The organism is Streptomyces sp. NPDC046915 (genome assembly GCF_040644935.1).
Taxonomy (GTDB): Bacteria; Actinomycetota; Actinomycetes; order Streptomycetales; family Streptomycetaceae; genus Streptomyces.
The window spans coordinates 129,417-145,444 of record NZ_JBEYXB010000013.1; the positions used below are offsets into that span (position 1 = coordinate 129,417).

Here is a 16,028-nt window from a genome sequence, read left to right on the forward strand (position 1 = left end):
ATCAAAGGCTCACAAGCATTGAGTCGGCATAGCTCAAGTTGACTGCCTAAGGGGAGATCATGACTGCTGAGTCCACGGCGTCCACACCACTCACCCTGCCCGTTCTGCCGCTCGACGACGAGGTCGTGCTGCCCGGGATGGTGGTCCCGCTGGACCTGAGCGACCCCGAGGTGCGCGCCGCGGTGGAGGCCGCACAGGCCGCCGTCCGGTCGGCGCCGGGGAAGCCCAAGGTGCTGCTGGTGCCGCGCATCGAGGGGACGTACGCCAAGACCGGTGTGCTGGGCACGGTCGAGCAGGTCGGCCGGCTCGCCGACGGCGACCCGGGCGCCCTGATCCGCGGCCGCGGCCGGGTGAGGATCGGCGCCGGGACCACCGGGCCGGGTGCGGCCCTGTGGGTCGAGGGCACGAGGACCGACGAGAGCGTGCCGGACCCGCTGCCGGGTCAGGTCGCCGAACTCGTCAAGGAGTACAAGGCCCTCGCCAGCAGCTGGCTGAAGAAGCGCGGCGCCTGGCAGGTCGTGGACCGTGTCCAGGCCATCGACGACGTCTCCGCCCTCGCCGACAACTCCGGTTACTCGCCGTTCCTGACCACCGACCAGAAGGTCGAACTGCTCGAGACCGCCGACCCGGTCGCCCGCCTCAAGCTCGCCACCCAGCAGCTGCGCGACCACCTCGCCGAGCAGGACGTGGCCGAGACCATCGCCAAGGACGTCCAGGAGGGCGTCGACAAGCAGCAGCGCGAGTTCCTGCTGCGCCGCCAGCTGGAGGCCGTCCGCAAGGAACTGCGCGAGCTGAACGGCGACTCCAAGGACGACGCCGAGGAGTCCGACGACTACCGCGCCCGCGTGGAGGCCGCCGACCTGCCCGAGAAGGTCCGCGAGGCGGCCCTGAAGGAGGTCGACAAGCTGGAGCGGGCCAGCGACCAGTCGCCCGAGGGCAGCTGGATCCGCACCTGGCTCGACACGATCCTCGAACTGCCGTGGAACGAGCGGACCGAGGACGCGTACGACATCCAGGGCGCCAAGTCCGTCCTGGACGCCGAGCACGCGGGACTGGAGGACGTCAAGGAGCGGATCACCGAGTACCTGGCGGTGCGCAAGCGGCGCGCCGACCGCGGCCTCGGCGTGATCGGCGGCCGGCGCGGCGGTGCCGTACTGGCCCTGGTGGGCCCGCCCGGCGTCGGCAAGACCAGCCTCGGTGAGTCCGTCGCGCACGCCATGGGCCGCAAGTTCGTCCGCGTCGCCCTCGGCGGTGTCCGTGACGAGGCCGAGATCCGCGGCCACCGGCGTACGTACGTCGGCGCGCTGCCCGGCCGCATCGTCCGCGCCGTCAAGGAGGCCGGTTCGATGAACCCGGTCGTCCTGCTCGACGAGATCGACAAGGTGGGCTCGGACTTCCGCGGCGACCCCGCGGCCGCCCTCCTCGAAGTCCTCGACCCGGCCCAGAACCACACCTTCCGGGACCACTACCTGGAGGTCGAACTGGACCTGTCGGACGTGGTCTTCCTCGCCACCGCCAACGTCCTGGAAGCCATCCCCGAGGCCCTGCTCGACCGCATGGAGCTGGTCCGCCTGGACGGCTACACCGAGGACGAGAAGGTCGTCATCGCCCGCGACCACCTGCTCCCGCGCCAGCTGGACCGGGCGGGCCTGGGCAAGGACGAGGTCACCCTCGAGGAGAGCGCGCTGCGGGGGCTCGCCGGCGAGTACACGCGCGAGGCGGGCGTGCGTAACCTGGAGCGGTCGATCGCCCGGCTGCTGCGCAAGGTCGCGGCCCAGCACGAACTGGGCGAGCGGGAACTGCCGTTCACCGTCACCCACGGCGACCTGCGCGGTCTGATCGGCCGGCCGCACCATGTGCCCGAGTCCGCCCAGGACCCGGCCGAGCGCCGTACGGCGGTGCCGGGCGTGGCGACCGGCCTGGCGGTGACCGGCGCGGGCGGCGACGTCCTGTACGTCGAGGCGTCCCTCGCGGATCCCGAGACGGGCGCGGCGGGTCTGACCCTCACCGGTCAGCTGGGCGACGTGATGAAGGAGTCGGCGCAGATCGCGCTGAGCTTCCTGCGCAGCCACGGCGCCGAGCTGGAACTGCCCGTCGCCGATCTGAAGGACCGGGGCGTGCACATCCACTTCCCGGCGGGCGCGGTCCCCAAGGACGGCCCGAGCGCCGGCATCACGATGACCACGGCGCTCGCGTCGCTGCTGTCCGGCCGGCTGGTCCGCACGGACGTGGCGATGACCGGCGAGGTCTCGCTGACCGGCCGGGTCCTGCCCATCGGCGGCGTGAAGCAGAAGCTGCTCGCCGCCCACCGCGCCGGGGTGACCACCGTCGTCATCCCCAAGCGCAACGAACCCGACCTGGACGACGTCCCGGCCGAGGTGCTGGACAAGCTCGACGTCCACGCCGTGACCGACGTCCGCCAGGTCCTGGAGCTGGCGCTCGCGCCCGCCACCAGCGACGCGGCGCCGGAGGTTCCGGTCGCGGCGTGACGGACGCGACCGGAAAGGCAGGGCCCGGGTCCCGTGAGGGAGGCCCGGGCCTTCGCCGTACGTCAGCCGGCCGGCCGGTCAGCCGTTCGCGAGGGCGACCACCCGGTCCAGCGCCCCGTTGAACTTGTCGTGGTCCCCGACCGTCGGCCCGGACGAGGTGTACTGCCACATGGTGTAGAAGGACCAGCCCGACGGCAGGGTTCCCGCGTCCGACGCGTACCGCGCGATCCACAGCGGGTTGTCGGACGCGAAGCCGCCGTAGTCGCCCGTGCACTGGGACCACCAGCTGGTGGCCGTGTAGATGACCGCGTCCCGACCCGTACGCGCCTTGTACCGGTCCAGGAAGTCGGCGATCCAGCTGACCATCGCGCCGGTCGACTTGCCGTAGCAGGCGGCCCCGTAGGGGTTCCACTCGATGTCGAGGGTGCCCGGGAGGGTCTTGCCGTCCTTGGACCAGCCGCCGCCGTGATCGACGAAGTAGTCGGCCTGGGTCGCGCCGCTCGTGGTGTCCGGGGTGGCGAAGTGGTAGGCGGCGCGGATCATGCCGACGTTGTAGGAGCCGTTGTACTGCTGGGCGAAGTACGGGTTCGTGTAGTACGTACCTTCCGTCGCCTTCGTGTACGCCCACTTGACCCCGCTGCTCCACAGGGTGGACCAGGCGACGTTGCCCTGATAGGCCGAGACGTCGACGCCCTCGGTCTGGGTGACGGCGGTGGGGGCGGGGCTGCCGTGCCGGCCGTCGTGGGCCAGGACGCCCATGCCCATGTGGGCGGAACCGCGGGCGGGGAAGCCCGCGGCGTGCGCGGGCGACAGGGGGAGGGTGAGGGAGAGGGCCGCGAGCAGGGCGGCGGCGAGCGCTGTCAGCGGACGTGGGACGGAAGGGGATCTGAGCACGGGCATGACATGCCTCCGAGGCGAGGAGGGGGGAGGTGGGGGGAGTGGGGGGCCCACGGTGACCCACGCCCGATGTACTGGGCGTGGGCATGCCATTGATTGCCTGCCAATGAAGCTACGCACGTAGAAGACGGCGTGGAAGGGGGTCCGGATGCCGCCGTTGGTCTACGCCTGCGAAATACTTACGTAGCTGCGGCGATGACGAGATTTGGCAGAAACTTTCAGGACCGGGAAACCGAGCAGGAGTGCTGACGTGCACGAGGACGCGAACGGTGGCGGACAACCCGCCGCCGCCGAGGTGACGCCGAGCGGTGCGGACCAGGAGTTCCTGGCGCTGGAACGCGAGTTGACGGTGCTCCTGCGGCGCGCCCGCGCCAACCAGGGCGAGATGGCCCGGGAGGTCCACCCGGACCTGGAGTCGGCCGCGTACGGCCTGCTCGTCCGCCTCGACGAGCACGGCGGCCAGCGCGCCACGGAGCTCGCCGCCTACATCGGCGTCGGCAAGGCCACCATGTCCCGCCAGCTGCGTGCCCTGGAGGAGCTCGGCCTCATCGCCCGGGAGCCGGATCCGGCGGACGGCCGGGCCTGGCTGGTGGCCCTCACCGACGAGGGCCGCGGCCGGGTCGGCAAGGTCCGTGAGGCCCGCCGCGCACGCTACGTCAGCCAGCTCGCCCACTGGGACCGGCGCGAGGTGTCGGAGCTGGCGCGGCTGCTGCACGAGCTGAACGGGGTCATGGAGAAGTAGCCGTACCTGTCCCACCGGGCCCGGCCTCCCGGCGATGCCGTCCGATGGCTGTATCCCGCATCGGTCCGGCCGCTAACCTGACGCTTCCGCATCGGGGGGAGCGCATCAGGTGTTCGGGGGGACTGTGCCATGGCGGCGAGTCGCAGGCGGTCTGCTGCTCGCCGTGCTGACGGTGTCGGCGGCGGTGGGAGTGCACGTCCAGTGGGTGCGCACCGCAGAGCACACCTACGCGGACCGGGTCGTCGATCCGGAGGCGGACGCGGGGACATCCTCTCGGGACAGGCAGGCCCGCGCGGCCGCCGAGAAGACGTACCGGGCGAAGGGCCGCCCGACGAGGACCGGTACCACCGTCATCAGCGTCGCCCCGGTACCGCATTCGGGCGGTTCCGCATGGCGTCTCACGGCCCGCAGCAGGATCGCCCTGCGCCCGGGCGACCCGATGATCGACGACCTGCGCCGCGACGACCAGAACCCTGCCGACTGGCTGCCCTTCGAACTGAGCGTCAAGAGCGGCAGCGACGATTGCGAGGCGGACTACCCCCTGCCGCACCCGGCCCGGGAGTGGCTGCGGCAGGACGGGCCGCGGACGACGGTGTACGCCTCCGTGACGGCCACCGCGAGGTGGGCATGGAGCCCCACCGCGTGCAGTGGACCGGGCGGCGACTGGGCGTTCATCCTCGTAACCCTGGAATCCGACAAGGGAGCGATCGGCACGCACGGGCTGTACGACCGGTGGACCGTCGACCTCACGTCGGACGTGAACCCCGTCTACGCCCTGGACGGCGGCACCACTCTGCGGCAGTCGGCCACTGGCGCCGAGGTCGTCCTGCCTGCCCGAGGTGTTGTGAGCATCTCGCTGGACGGACCGGAGACATCCCGGGTGGTGGGTGGCGGAGACCTGGCGCAGCTCGGATCGGTGCTCCAGAGCTACCGTTCCGAACAGCGTGAGGCGCTGGCTCTGCTCGCCGCCGTCGCGGCCGTGGCCGGTTTCCTGGTCGTGCCCTTCCTCCGCGGCTGGGCACCGCCCGCCACGCGGACGCGGTGGACCGCGGCGGCGGCGGTGGCCGCCGTCCTGACGGCCGCCACGATGGAATACGCGCTCACCGCGGAGAACCGGGTGCCGTGGACGGGATGGTGGGAGTCCGCCGGCCGGGGCATGCCGCTGGTGGTCTGGGGATGGGTCCTGCTGCCCTTCCTGCTGGGTGCCTTCGTCGTCCGGGCCACCCGGCACCGACCGCCACGTCTCCGGGAACTGCTGCCGTTCCTGGTGCCGAGCGTCCTGTCGGCTGTGCCCGCGATCGTGCTGGGTGCCGCGGACCGACCGGGGACCGCTGCTGTGTTCCTCGGCGCCGCGGCCGTGACCGCCGCGGCCACCGCGCTGCTGCTGCGGCGGGGCCTGCTGGGCACAGCGGGGAGCCGGTGGGCGATGACGGCGGCGGCGGGAGTGTGGCTGGCGGTGCTGACCGCCGGACCCGGAACGGGCCTGCCGACCAACCTCGATCCACCGGCAGGCCTCGGCGGCGCTGTCGGGGCGGCGAACCAGGCTGCGGCGTACTTCCTCACCTGGTGCTGGCCCGCCGCGTGCTGGCTGCTGCTCGCCTCCTTCGGATGGCCCAGGTGGGTGGCGCCCACGGCCGGGTTGGCGCTGTGGCTGGCCCTCGCGATGCCGGACGCGAGCGACTCGATCCAGCTCTGGTGGAAGGAGCCCGGTGGACCTTGGTCGCTGGTCGGTGTCTTTCCCACCGTGGCCGCGGGCCGACCCCTCACGGTCGTTCAGGCGAGCGTGCTGCTGACCGTGTTCCTCACCCTGTGGCGCCGCGGCCGGACCATCGCCTCCTGGCCCCCGCATGTGCGCGCCCTTGTCGTGACCGTGGGCGTGACCGCGGTGGCGTCCCAGCTCACCCGGGACGGGTTCTCGATGCTCGACAGCGATGCGCAGCGCTCGGGCGACTTCTTCGCCGTGACCATAGCCGCCCTGGGATTCGCCTGGCTGCTGCCCGCCGGTACGGGGAAGCGAGCGGCGCGGCTCCACGGAACGCTGCCCCACGCGCACAATCGCCGCATCCACGCCCTGCTGAAGGACGAGATACTCGCTGCCGGCCGCCGGGAGTACCTCAGTGCCTCCCGTACGGCCCTCGCCGAGGGCGAGTTGACCCCTCGTGAGTGGAGCACCCGCTGGCGCCGCCTCGGCGCACTCGGTCCGCACGGCATGGCCCCACAGCGTTCCATGGCGCTGCGGCTGGCCGCGCTCGGCTCCTCCGGAGGGCGCAGCGCCTGGCGCAACGGTCTCGCGGGCGCCGTTCTGCTGGCCGTTCTCAGCCTGCCGTGGGTCCTCTACACCTTCCCGTCCCGGCTCGCCGACACCAGCTTCCAGCTGAACGACGTCATCGACGAGTGGGTCTGCGCGCTCCACTGGCCGCTGTACGGGTTCGTCTACGGGTACGCCTACCCCTGGCTGCGGGGTGGCTCCCCGATCGGCAAGGCACTGTGTCTCCTTGCCGTCGTCCTGCCCGCGGAATGGGCCGAGCTGCTGTACCAGAACCGCGATGTGAACCGTTTCGGTGTTTTCCTGCTGCTGACCGCGGGCAACTGCCTGGCCGTGGTCCTGGTCCTGGGCCTCTACTGGGAGGCACGCCTGGTCAGAGCCGCCGGTCTGCGCTGGGGGAACATCCGCAACTTCCGCTCGCTGTCCGCTGTCGCCGTCCCGGCGACCACGGTTCTGGTGGCCGCCACCACTGCCCTTGCCACCGCGATGGTGGGCATGTGGGTGTCGCCGGACAGTGGCCCGGCGACCGAGGCCCCCAACAGCCGGCCCTCGGCCGGCGCGTCCCGGACGCCCGGTCCGTGACGGGACCGTCAGAGTTCCACGTACGCCACCGTCGCGTCGTCGTGCGTCTTGCTGCGGCCGAGGAACGCCCGTTCGTCCCGGTCCGCCGCCTCCAGACCGCGCACGCGGTCGATCAGGGACCGGGCGCCCTCCTTGCGGACGACCTCGAACAGGGCCGTCCAGTCGCCCTCGCCGAACTTCTCCACCCAGCGGGTCGCGCCGTCCGTCAGCGCGGCAAGGGCGCGGACCTCGTGGCGGGGGGCGCTGCCGGTGACCGCGCGGGCGGCGACGTCCGGGTCAGCGGCCGCCGTGAAGAAGCCGCCTTCCTTGTTGCGGGCGCGGGCGTCGCAGACGGCGTCGCTGACCAGCCAGGCGCGAGGGAGGCGGTCGAGGCGGTCGTCCAGGACGTGGGTGACGGTGCCGTCCGGGGCCCGCAGGAGGAGGGCGGAGTCGGAGAGGACCAGGTGATCGACGGCGTCCGGGGTCCAGCGGGCCAGGACCACCGTCGCCTGGGGGGTGCGCGGGTGAGAAAGGTCACAGGTGGCCGCGTGTGCCTCGGCGGTTCGGCGGATCGCCCGGGCGAGTATTTCCGTAAGCGTCATATCCGGCAGCGAGACGGCCAGTTCGGTCAGCGCGCCGCCCAGCCGGGCGGTGTACCAGGCGACGGAATGCAGACACCCCGTCCCGTCCTTCGGCGGGGTGACGCCGTCCAGGACGACCACGCAACCGCCCTGTCCGGAGGCCGGTAGCCCGACCGCGGCGAAGTCCTCGTTGGCGCGGGTGGCGTCACCGGGTTCCGAAACGAGTTCAGTACGCATTCGGCCAGTCTGCACGACCCCTTCACAAGGTCCGCCAAAGGCTGGCAACGACCACGGAATTCCTGCCACTCCGCAGGTCAGGCGCCTGTTTTGAGGTGGAATGGCGCCGTCCGGGAAGGCGTGGTGGCGAATACTGTCAAAGCCTGCCGTCCGCGTCCAACCGGCCCACCGGGCAAGGTCCCTGTACGCGCCCCAGGAACTTGCCCGGCAACTCCTCGCCGATGTTCACTCCTTTGGGTGGCGAGCCAGGTGATGCGCGACCACTGACCACCGGCACTGGAAGGGTCGGGGGACGGACCGTACCGGGTGTGAGCACCACTTGGCACCGATGTGACGGGGCGCCACCCGGGCCCATGGGTAGACGAGTTCAGGAATGCGAGCACCGGTGCAGAAAAAGCGGCCTCGGCGCACAGGCAAGCAGACGGCCTCCGAAGAGGGCGCCGAGCGCACCCCCGTCGGCACCGGTCGCCCGACCCACGTACGCAATCGGCTGATAGTCGCCGTCACCGTGGTGGCCGCCGCGATAGCCGGGGCGGGAGCGCCGGCCCTGCTCACCGCCTCCGGGCAGCTGAGCGACTCCCAGGACCTGGTGACCCTCGCCCAGCGCACCCAGGACGCCCTCGCCCTCGCCCACTCGCTCGCCGACGAGCGCGACGAGGTCACCTCGTACATCGCGGCCGGCCGCCCCAAGTCCAAGGCACCCTCGGAGCAGCGCGGCGCCCGCGTCGACCGGCAGGTCGAGGACCTGCGCGCCGAAAGCGACACACCGGGCTCCCTGCGCACCGACCTCGACGGCATCGCGGCCGTACGCCGGGCCGCGCTCACCGGCAAGAGCACCGCCCTCGAAGCGCACCAGGCCTACTCCGCCACCATCACCGAACTCCACCGGCTCGCCGACCAGCTGGCCGAGCAGATGCCCCCGCGGGCCGGTTCCGGCGCGTACGCGCTCGCCGAGCTGGACTCCGCCGTCCAGCAGTCCGCCGCCGCCCGCGGCCTGCTCCTCGCGGCCCTCAACGTGCCGACCAGCGAGCAGACGGTCATCAGCCCCGCCACCGGCCTGCCCACCACGACCACCACCACCTCGGCGGCCGACAAGAAGCAGCGCGACGCCCTCACCGCCGCCGCCCAGCAGGCCAGGCTGCGCTCGGACACGGCCCTCGCCGACTTCCGCGAGACCGCGCCCAAGACGGCCGCCACCTCGTACGACTCCACGGTCACCGGCCCCGAGGTCAACTCCGCCGAGAAGTACCTCGCCTCCCTCACCGACCAGCCGACGCTGAGCGACAACGACCTCGGCACCAGCACCAAGAAGCTCGACGCGGCCCTGTCCGCCCGGGTCGACCTGATGCGGGGCGCGGAGTCCGCCCTCTACGACCACCGCACCAAGGACCTCGCCAAGCTGCGCGACGACGACGTCACCGCGCTGGAGATCCGGATCGCCGTCCTCGGCGCCCTGCTGCTGGTCGCCGTCGGCGTCGCCACCGCCATGGCACGCACCCTCACCCGCCCGCTGTCGGTCCTGCGCCGGGGCTCGGCCCGCCTGGCCGAGGCCACGGACCCGACGACGGCGGAGCCGGTCAAGTTCACCGGGCGCAACGACGAGTTCGCCCAGGTGGTCCGCTCCGTCAACGCCCTGCACGCGCACGCCACCGCCCTCCACGAGCGCATCACCACCCTGGAGACCGACCGCAAGCACCTGGTCGGCCAGCGGCAGCGGATGGCCGACGCGCGCGAGGAACTGCGCGCCGAACTCGCCGGCTCCGCCGCCCAGCTGGAGCGGCTGCGCACCAGCATCGGCGGTACCTTCGTCAACCTCGCCCTGCGCACGCTCGGCCTCGTCGAACGCCAGCTCGCGGTCATCGAGGGCCTGGAAGAACGCGAGCAGGACCCCGAGCGCCTGTCCACCCTCTTCAAGCTCGACCACTTCGCCACGGTCATGCGCCGCCACAGCGAGAACCTCCTGGTCCTCGCCGGCACCGAGCACGTCCAGCAGCACCCGGGCCCGGTCCCGCTGGTCGACGTCGTCCGGGCGGCGGTCAGCGAGATCGAGCGCTACGAACGGGTCCGCATCGCCGCCCTGCCCCCGCACGCGCACGTGGCGGGCTTCGCCGCCGACGACCTCTCCCACCTCCTCGCCGAACTGATGGAGAACGCCACCTCGTTCTCCCCGCCGGACATGCCCGTCGAGGTCTCCGGCTGGCTGCTGGAGAGCGGCGAGGTCATGCTCTCCGTGCAGGACGAGGGCATCGGCATGGCCACCGAGCGCCTGGAGCGCCTCAACTCCCGCCTCGCCGCGTTCGACCCCGAGGCGCCCTACGACCAGGAGGGCGAGGAGGGCCTCGGCCTCGGCCTGTACGTCGTGGCCCGCCTCGCCCACCGGCACGGCGCACGCGTCCAGCTCCGCGAGCAGAAGCAGGGCGGCGTGGCGGCGGTCGTGGTCCTGTCCGCGTCGCTGCTGGCCGAGCCCCCGGCGGCGGCCGTACCCGCCCCCGCCACCACGGGGGGCGGCACCCACACCTTCTCCCTGCCGGGCGCGGACGCCGAGGTCAACTCCAACGTCCTCCCCGCCCGCTCCACGGACGGCGACCCGCTGGTCGCCCTGGCGGAAAGGGCGGTACGCCAGGCACCGGACGCGGAGGACCCCGTACACGAGTCCGCGGAGACCCCCGCGGAATCCACGATGGAACTCCTCCTCCCAGACCTGAACCCCACCCCCAAGGCCGAACCCGAACCCGCAGCCGCCGACGGCGCCGAGCCCCCACAGGGCCCACCCGCCCCCACCCACGAACCCGCAGCCGCCGACGGTGCCCAGCCCGCACCCGACCACGAAAGCAGCACGGGTGGTGCGGGTGGGAACAATCCCGCCGAAGGCGAAGCCGAGGCGGCAGCGACCCAAGAACACACCCGCACAGACGACGAAGAGCAACTCACCGCCAAGGGCCTGCCCAAGCGCACCCCCAAGATCACCGCACCCGCCCAGGCCCCACGCCAGCGCAGCGGATCCGTGGACGCCGAAGCCCTGCGCCGCAGACTCGGCGGCTTCCGCCAGGGCGCACAGGCCGGCTACCGCCGCGCGGAGGCGGAACACGCCACAACCGAAGAAGCCACGGGGGGCACAGTCGAGGAGGCAAGCAGTTGACCGCGCCCAGTACCTTCGGACTGAGCAGGGAGGCCCGCAACCTGCACTGGCTGCTGACCAACCTGGTCGAGGAAGTCCCCGGCATCCAGTCCGTCGCCGTGGTCTCCTCCGACGGCCTGCTCCTCCTGTCCTCCGACCCCACCGCGGCGGCGGAATCCCGTCAGGCCCGCCCCGGCAGGGGCCCCCGCGGCTCCTCCGCCGACCTCGCCACCATCGTCTCCGGCATCGGCAGCCTCACCGTCGGCGCCGCGAAGCTGATGAAGTTCGGCGGGGTCAAGCACACGATGGTCGCGATGGACGAGGGCAGCCTGTTCGTCATGTCGATCAGCGACGGCTCGCTGCTCGGCGTGCACGGCTCCGCGGAGTGCGACATGAGCGTGGTGGCGTACCACATGGCGCTCTTCGTCGGCCGCGCCGGCCACGCCCTTACGCCCGAACTGCGCAACGAGCTCCGCAAATCCATGGAGTCCGACTCGACGGGGAGCGCTCGATGAGCAGCAGCACGCCGAACAAGCTCCCGGTGCGCGGCGGCGACCGCAGGCCCGCCCGCGTCCGCCCCTACTCGCTCACCGGCGGCCGTACCCGGTTCGGCCACGTCCTGCTCGTCGAGACGTTCGTGGCGAGCACGGCGGCGATCGAGGCTCCCGAGGAGCGCAAGCAGCTGACGAGTGCGCCGCTCTCCGCGGTCATGCCGGAGATGCGGGCCATCGTCGAACTGTGCCGCCGTATGCGCACGGTGGCCGAGATCGCCGCGCTGCTGAGGATGCCGCTCGGCGTGGTCCGCGTACTCCTGAGCGACCTCGCGGACCAGGGAAAGATCCGCGTGTACGGAACGGGAACAGGTCACGGTGCCGGCCGGCCGGACCGCGCTCTGCTGGAAAGGGTGCTGAATGGACTCCGCCGTCTCTGACGCCGCCGCCCCCCTCGGGGGCGCCCCCCTCGTCGAACCCGACGAGGACCTGAAGTCCTGGCAGACGGACCGTACCCGGGCCCCCATCGCGACGAAGATCGTCGTGGCGGGCGGCTTCGGCGTAGGCAAGACCACGCTGGTCACGTCCGTCTCGGAGATCACGCCCCTCCAGACCGAGGCGCTGATGACCGAGGCGAGCGAGGAGACCGACGACCTCACCGCCACGCCGGGCAAGCTCACCACCACCGTGGCCATGGACTTCGGCCGCATCACGCTCGACGACGACCTGGTGCTCTACCTGTTCGGCACGCCGGGTCAGCAGCGGTTCTGGTTCATGTGGGACGACCTGGTGCGCGGCGCGATCGGTGCGGTCGTCCTCGCGGACACGAGGCGGCTCAAGGACTCCTTCCCCGCGCTGGACTACTTCGAGAGCTGCGGGTTGCCGTACGTCGTGGCGGTCAACCACTTCGACGGCAGCGAGCGCTTCGAACCGGAGGACGTGCGGGAGGCGTTGACGATCCCCGCGCACATCCCTGTAATGATCATGGATGCGCGTCGCCGGATCTCGGTGATCGAGACCCTGCTGTCCCTCGTCGGGCACGCGCTCGACGAAACCCCCGAGTAGCACCCAAGCAGCGATTTAGGAGCACCACCCGCATGCGGAAGATACTCGTCGTGGGGGCCGGCCAGTCCGGTCTCCAGCTCGCCCTCGGCCTCCAGTCGCACGGGTACGAGGTCACTCTCATGTCCAACCGGACCGCGGACGAGATCCGCGCCGGCCGGGTCATGTCCACCCAGTGCATGTTCGACACGGCACTCCAGCACGAGCGCGACCTCCAGTTGAACTTCTGGGAGTCCCAGGCCCCGAAGATCGAAGGACTCGGCGTCTCGGTGGCCGCCCCCGGCTCGCACGACCCGGGCCCGACGCAGCGCGCGATCGACTGGGTGGGCAAGCTCGACGGGTACGCCCAGTCCGTGGACCAGCGGGTGAAGATGGCCGGCTGGATGGAGACGTTCGCCCAGCGCGGCGGCCAGCTCGTCATCCACGGCGCGGCGGTCTCCGACCTCGACTACTTCTCCCGTACGTACGACCTCGTGCTGGTCTCGGCGGGCAAGGGCGAGCTGGTGTCCATGTTCGCCCGTGACCCCGAGCGGTCCCCGTACAGCGAGCCGCAGCGCGCGCTGGCGGTCGCGTACGTGCACGGGCTCGGCCCGCGCCCGGAACACCCCGACTTCCGCGCGGTGCGCTGCAACCTGGTCCCGGGCGTCGGCGAGCTGTTCGTCATGCCGACCCTGACCACCTCCGGCCCGGCCGACATCCTGTTCTGGGAGGGCATACCCGGCGGCCCGCTGGACGTCTTCAACGGCGTCAAGGACCCGGCGGAACACCTCTCCCTGACCCTGGGACTCATGGAGAAGTTCACGCCCTGGGAGTACGCGCGGGCCACCAAGGTCGAACTGACCGACGCCGGCGGCACCCTCGCCGGCCGTTACGCCCCGACCGTCCGCAACCCCGTCGGCCGCCTCCCCGGCGGCGGCCTGGTGCTCGGCGTGGCCGACGTGGTCGTCGCCAACGACCCGATCACCGGCCAGGGCTCCAACTCGGCCTCCAAGTGCGCCGCCGCGTACCTCGCCTCCATCCTGGAACAGGGCGACAAGCCCTTCGACGAGGAGTGGATGCACGCGACCTTCGAGCGGTACTGGAGCACGGCCCAGCACGTGACCAAGTGGACGAACGCGATGTTGGCTCCGCCGCCGGAGCACATCCTGAACCTGATCGGTGCGGCGGGTCAGCTTCAGCCGGTGGCTGATCGGTTCGCCAACGGGTTCAACGATCCGGCGGACTTCGAGAACTTCTTCTATGAGCCGGAGAAGGCGGGGGCGTACCTCGCTTCTGTAGCGGGAGCCTAGACGCCGTGAGGGCTGTGGGGGGCCGGCGACTGCGGGTTGTTCGTGGTCTCTCGCGCCCACGCGGCGGAGCCGCACAATGTCTCAGCCCCGCGCCCCTGGGTAGGTCACCTCTGGCGGGGTGTAGTGGGTCAGGGCACTTCCCTTCGGATCCGGGCGTACCGCGCCCAGTACCGGATAGGTCGCGATCGGGGAGATCATGATGCGGTCGCCGGGTCTCAGGGCCTGGACGACCATTCCGTCGCCGAGGTAGAGGGCGACATGGGTGGCCTCGGGGAAGTAGACGACGAGGTCGCCGGGGCGGAGTTCGCCCAGAGGGATGTGCTGGAGCTCGGTCCACTGCTGCCGGGTGGTGCGGGGGATCGGGGCTCCGGCCCGCTGCCAGGCGCTGGAGGTCAGGCCGGGGCTGTCGTACGACGCCGGGCCCTGCGCGCCCGGCTGGTACGGCTTCCCGAGCTGTCCCACGGCGTAGCGCACGGCGCGGTCGCCCTCGGGGGACGGGGCACGCTCGCCGCTGAGCGCGCCGGACGCGACGAACTTCCGCTGTGCGTCGGCGATTCCGTCCCGCTCGAACTCGGCGAGCGCGGCGAGCTGTTCGGCGGTGAGGGAGGCGAGCAGCTTCTCGACCTCGGCGAGCTTGCCGCGTACGTCGTCGCGTGCCTTCTTCTTCTGCTCGGCGAGGGTGAGCTGTGCGTCGAGTGCCTCGCGGGACCGGTGGGCCAGCCGGTCGATCCGCTGCTCGCTGCTCGTCAGCCGTCCCACGGTCCTGACCCTCTCCCGCGCCAGCTGCCCGATGACATGGCCCTCGTCGAGCGCGTGCTGCGGATCGCGGGCGAGGAGCAGGCGCAGGTAGGGGGAGATCTCGGTGCTGCCCTGGTACTGCTGCCGGGCGAGCCGGCCGACGGCGCCCTCGCTGTCGTGCAGGGACAGGCGGGCGCGGGCTAGCTCGTCCTCCAGCCGGTCCACCTCGGCGCGCTGCGTCCTCAGCTTCACCTCGGCGGTGTCGTAGGTCTCGGTGGCCTGCTCGGCCTGCCGGTACAGCCGTTGCAGGTCCGTCAGCAGGTCGGCCACGGAACGTGGGGGCGGCGGAGCGGTGGCCGCGGCGGGCGCGGGTGCGAGGACGGCCTGGGCCGCCACCGCGGCCGTACACACCAGGCGCAGAAGCCTTCCTGACACCTCATCACCTCCGGTGCGGCAGGCGGACCATCCGCCTTTCGTATTTCCGCATCGCGAGCATGAGGGGGAAGTGCGCGCGCCGGTGGTGAGGTCTGCGCCGTCCGGCGCAACGATGTCACCCGTCGGTGTCACCCGGGTTGCGGGCCGGCGTGCTGTGTGGCTTGGACCAGGGCCAGGTGAGCCTGCCGCCGGGCCCGGCATCCGGGTCGTACTGGTACTTCCATCCCCGCACCATCCCCGTGCGCCTGCTCTGTGCCCGGGGCACACGGCGGTAGACGAGGACCGTGGGCGGGCCGCCGTGCGGGTCCGGGACCGGGATGCGGTACGTCTTCGGGGGGTGACCGGTCATGCCCAGCAGCACGGGGAGCACGCGCCCGTCCATGGGCCCGCCCTCGAAGGGGGTGTCCTGACTCTTCACAAGACCAGTGTCAGTCATCCTCGGTCAGGCCGGTGACCAGCGCCGCCGTCTGCGGATCGCGGCCCGCGGTCACCGTCAGCACGGCCACGAACTGCTCCACCAGCCAGTCGCGGAGCTCGTCGACGGGGGGCTGCTTGCCCTCGTCGAGCCAGATGAGGGAGGCCGCCTCCACGGCCGTGATCCACATCCGGACGGTCATGCGCAGGCGCGGGCCCGGGTCCGTGACGCCGAGGTGGCTGAGGATGTGCTCGGCGGCGGCCCGGCGCACGCCGTCGACGATGGCGGTGGTCCGGGAGGTCTCGACGACGCTGCCGCCCTGGAGGAGTGCGGTGAAGCCGGTGTCGTGCTCGTCGACGAAGGCGAGGTAGCGGTCCAGGGCGCGGGCCAGGCGGGGGAGTGGGGGGCCGTCGTGGGGCTCGTCGAAGCACTGCTGGAGCTCCTCGGCGGCGGAGCGCAGGGCGGCCTCGTACAGCTGCTGCTTGCCGCCCGGGAAGTACCGGTACACCAGCGGGCGCGAGACTCCCGCCGCCTCCGCCACGTCGTCCAAGGAGACGTCCTCGGGGGCGCGGTGCGCGAAGAGGCCCAGCGCGGCGTCGAGCAGCTGACTGCGGCGCTCCTCGACACTGAGCCGGCGGTAGGCGGGGGTGGGGGCCTGCGGGGTCATGCTCCGCAGCGTAATCGGGGCGGCACTACGGTGGCGGGCG

The 16,028-nt window shown here is 71.9% G+C and carries 13 protein-coding genes; 8 read left to right on the plus strand and 5 right to left on the minus strand.

Going from position 1 to position 16,028, the window contains the following annotated elements; translation table 11 throughout:
* Positions 1-59 precede the first annotated feature (59 nt).
* Entirely contained in the window at positions 60-2,489 is a 2,430-nt protein-coding gene (lon, locus tag ABZ915_RS30600; RefSeq protein ID WP_361809929.1) for an endopeptidase La, read from the plus strand.
* Positions 2,490-2,567: 78 nt separating this feature from the next.
* On the opposite strand, the gene ABZ915_RS30605 is transcribed toward lon, so the two are convergent.
* Entirely contained in the window at positions 2,568-3,389 is an 822-nt protein-coding gene (locus tag ABZ915_RS30605) for a lysozyme (protein WP_361809931.1), read from the minus strand.
* A gap of 247 nt (positions 3,390-3,636) precedes the next feature.
* On the opposite strand from ABZ915_RS30605, the gene ABZ915_RS30610 reads away from it, so the two are divergent.
* Together ABZ915_RS30610 and ABZ915_RS30615 are read left to right on the plus strand one after the other, a co-directional pair.
* Positions 3,637-4,128 (plus strand): MarR family transcriptional regulator, encoded by a 492-nt coding sequence (locus ABZ915_RS30610; RefSeq protein WP_361809933.1) that lies wholly within the window; start codon positions 3,637-3,639, stop codon positions 4,126-4,128.
* A 124-nt stretch (positions 4,129-4,252) separates the two neighbouring features.
* Positions 4,253-6,976, plus strand: a complete 2,724-nt coding sequence (locus tag ABZ915_RS30615; protein WP_361809935.1) for a hypothetical protein — start codon at positions 4,253-4,255, stop codon at positions 6,974-6,976.
* An 8-nt stretch (positions 6,977-6,984) separates the two neighbouring features.
* On the opposite strand, the gene ABZ915_RS30620 is transcribed toward ABZ915_RS30615, so the two are convergent.
* The gene (locus ABZ915_RS30620; protein ID WP_361809937.1) at positions 6,985-7,773 is read right to left on the minus strand and encodes a protein phosphatase 2C domain-containing protein; all 789 of its coding nucleotides are present in this window, start codon (positions 7,771-7,773) and stop codon (positions 6,985-6,987) included.
* A 385-nt stretch (positions 7,774-8,158) separates the two neighbouring features.
* Here ABZ915_RS30620 and ABZ915_RS30625 point away from each other — a divergent pair, with 385 nt between their 5' ends.
* Genes ABZ915_RS30625 through ABZ915_RS30645 form a run of 5 tightly spaced genes read left to right on the plus strand, consistent with a single transcriptional unit; the run spans position 8,159 to position 13,733 of the window.
* The gene (locus ABZ915_RS30625; protein WP_361809939.1) at positions 8,159-10,912 is read left to right on the plus strand and encodes a nitrate- and nitrite sensing domain-containing protein; all 2,754 of its coding nucleotides are present in this window, start codon (positions 8,159-8,161) and stop codon (positions 10,910-10,912) included.
* Positions 10,909-11,406 carry a roadblock/LC7 domain-containing protein gene (locus tag ABZ915_RS30630; protein WP_361809941.1) on the plus strand — a complete coding sequence of 166 codons (498 nt, stop codon included), beginning with the start codon at positions 10,909-10,911 and terminating at the stop codon, positions 11,404-11,406. Before ABZ915_RS30625 ends, ABZ915_RS30630 begins: the two co-directional genes overlap by 4 nt.
* A complete protein-coding gene (locus tag ABZ915_RS30635) occupies positions 11,403-11,822 on the plus strand; it encodes a DUF742 domain-containing protein (RefSeq protein WP_361809943.1) in 420 nt (139 codons plus the stop codon). Before ABZ915_RS30630 ends, ABZ915_RS30635 begins: the two co-directional genes overlap by 4 nt.
* Positions 11,803-12,447, plus strand: a complete 645-nt coding sequence (locus tag ABZ915_RS30640) for an ATP/GTP-binding protein (protein ID WP_361809945.1) — start codon at positions 11,803-11,805, stop codon at positions 12,445-12,447. Before ABZ915_RS30635 ends, ABZ915_RS30640 begins: the two co-directional genes overlap by 20 nt.
* A 32-nt stretch (positions 12,448-12,479) precedes the next feature.
* Entirely contained in the window at positions 12,480-13,733 is a 1,254-nt protein-coding gene (locus tag ABZ915_RS30645) for a styrene monooxygenase/indole monooxygenase family protein (protein ID WP_361809947.1), read from the plus strand.
* Between the two features lie 81 nt (positions 13,734-13,814).
* Here ABZ915_RS30645 and ABZ915_RS30650 read toward each other — a convergent pair whose 3' ends face one another.
* The 3 genes from ABZ915_RS30650 to ABZ915_RS30660 all read right to left on the minus strand — a co-directional run bounded on the left by ABZ915_RS30650 (position 13,815) and on the right by ABZ915_RS30660 (position 15,988).
* Entirely contained in the window at positions 13,815-14,906 is a 1,092-nt protein-coding gene (locus tag ABZ915_RS30650) for an NlpC/P60 family protein (RefSeq protein ID WP_361809949.1), read from the minus strand.
* Positions 14,907-15,021: 115 nt separating this feature from the next.
* Entirely contained in the window at positions 15,022-15,342 is a 321-nt protein-coding gene (locus ABZ915_RS30655; protein ID WP_361809951.1) for a hypothetical protein, read from the minus strand.
* Positions 15,335-15,988 carry a TetR/AcrR family transcriptional regulator gene (locus tag ABZ915_RS30660; RefSeq protein WP_361809953.1) on the minus strand — a complete coding sequence of 218 codons (654 nt, stop codon included), beginning with the start codon at positions 15,986-15,988 and terminating at the stop codon, positions 15,335-15,337. The genes ABZ915_RS30655 and ABZ915_RS30660 overlap by 8 nt, the downstream gene beginning before the upstream one ends.
* Positions 15,989-16,028 lie beyond the last annotated feature (40 nt).

Excerpts from the sequence above, each read along its gene's own strand:
- lon (WP_361809929.1), top strand. The coding sequence starts at position 60 with ATGACTGCTGAGTCCACGGCGTCCACACCACTCACCCTGCCCGTTCTG.
- ABZ915_RS30660 (WP_361809953.1), bottom strand. The coding sequence starts at position 15,988 with ATGACCCCGCAGGCCCCCACCCCCGCCTACCGCCGGCTCAGTGTCGAG.
- ABZ915_RS30635 (WP_361809943.1), top strand. The coding sequence starts at position 11,403 with ATGAGCAGCAGCACGCCGAACAAGCTCCCGGTGCGCGGCGGCGACCGC.
- ABZ915_RS30640 (WP_361809945.1), top strand. The coding sequence starts at position 11,803 with ATGGACTCCGCCGTCTCTGACGCCGCCGCCCCCCTCGGGGGCGCCCCC.
- ABZ915_RS30655 (WP_361809951.1), bottom strand. The coding sequence starts at position 15,342 with ATGACTGACACTGGTCTTGTGAAGAGTCAGGACACCCCCTTCGAGGGC.
- ABZ915_RS30620 (WP_361809937.1), bottom strand. The coding sequence starts at position 7,773 with ATGCGTACTGAACTCGTTTCGGAACCCGGTGACGCCACCCGCGCCAAC.
- ABZ915_RS30645 (WP_361809947.1), top strand. The coding sequence starts at position 12,480 with ATGCGGAAGATACTCGTCGTGGGGGCCGGCCAGTCCGGTCTCCAGCTC.
- ABZ915_RS30605 (WP_361809931.1), bottom strand. The coding sequence starts at position 3,389 with ATGCCCGTGCTCAGATCCCCTTCCGTCCCACGTCCGCTGACAGCGCTC.